The following is a 668-nucleotide window of genomic DNA, read 5'->3' on the forward strand; positions in this document are numbered from 1 at the left end:
CGACGCGGTCGTGATGGGCGGCGGTCAGGTCTACGCCGCCGCGCTGCCCGCGGCCGACGAGTGCCTGGTGACCGAGATCGACGCCGACGCGCCCGGGACCGTGCTGGCGCCCACGTTGGACGCGGCGTGGGAGCGGGTGGAGGTCGGCGAGTGGATCACCGATCCACGGAGCCGCGTCGACGGGTACGACGACGAGGTGCGGCACCGGCACACCGTGTGGCGTCGCCGGGAGCGCTAGAACCACTTCCAGGTCTTGGGGATCTTCTCCCCCGCGGCGAGGATCTTGATCTTGGCGTTGGCCATGAAGCCGTTGATCTCGATGTCCAGATGCGGGCCGCCGTGGACCTCGTAGCGCCCCTCGTCGATCTTGAGATCGGTCATCGTCCGGTTCCCGGTGATCGTGACCGAGACGCCCGGCGGGAGCAGCACCCGGGCGTTGGCGGCCCACAGGTCCAGCTGGAGGTGGGTGCGGGGGCGGTCGACGACGGCCTCGCGGGCGTCGAGGTAGATCTCCCCCATCCACGAGGTGAGCCGGTAGTCGTCCGGCAGCATCCATCTCCCCTCGCGCTTGAGGGTGTCAAAGATCGAGGTGGTCTTCTGGCCCTCGTCCACGACGATGGCGGCGCCGGGGCGGGGGGCCGGCGGGCCCGGGCGGTGCGCGGCGGGCG

The 668-nt window shown here is 71.4% G+C and carries 1 protein-coding gene and 1 pseudogene; one reads left to right on the forward strand and one right to left on the reverse strand.

Translation table 11 applies throughout. From position 1 onward, the window contains the following. Positions 1-238: dihydrofolate reductase (locus tag HMPREF3086_RS17650; RefSeq protein ID WP_210401899.1), on the forward strand; the 238-nt coding region annotated here is incomplete at its 5' end. Here the strand turns inward: HMPREF3086_RS17650 and HMPREF3086_RS17655 are convergent. After that, positions 235-668, reverse strand: a pseudogene (locus HMPREF3086_RS17655) (hypothetical protein); the annotation flags it as partial. The gene HMPREF3086_RS17650 and the pseudogene HMPREF3086_RS17655 overlap by 4 nt on opposite strands.

The organism is Dietzia sp. HMSC21D01, assembly GCF_001815995.1.
Classification (GTDB): domain Bacteria; phylum Actinomycetota; class Actinomycetes; order Mycobacteriales; family Mycobacteriaceae; genus Dietzia; species Dietzia cinnamea.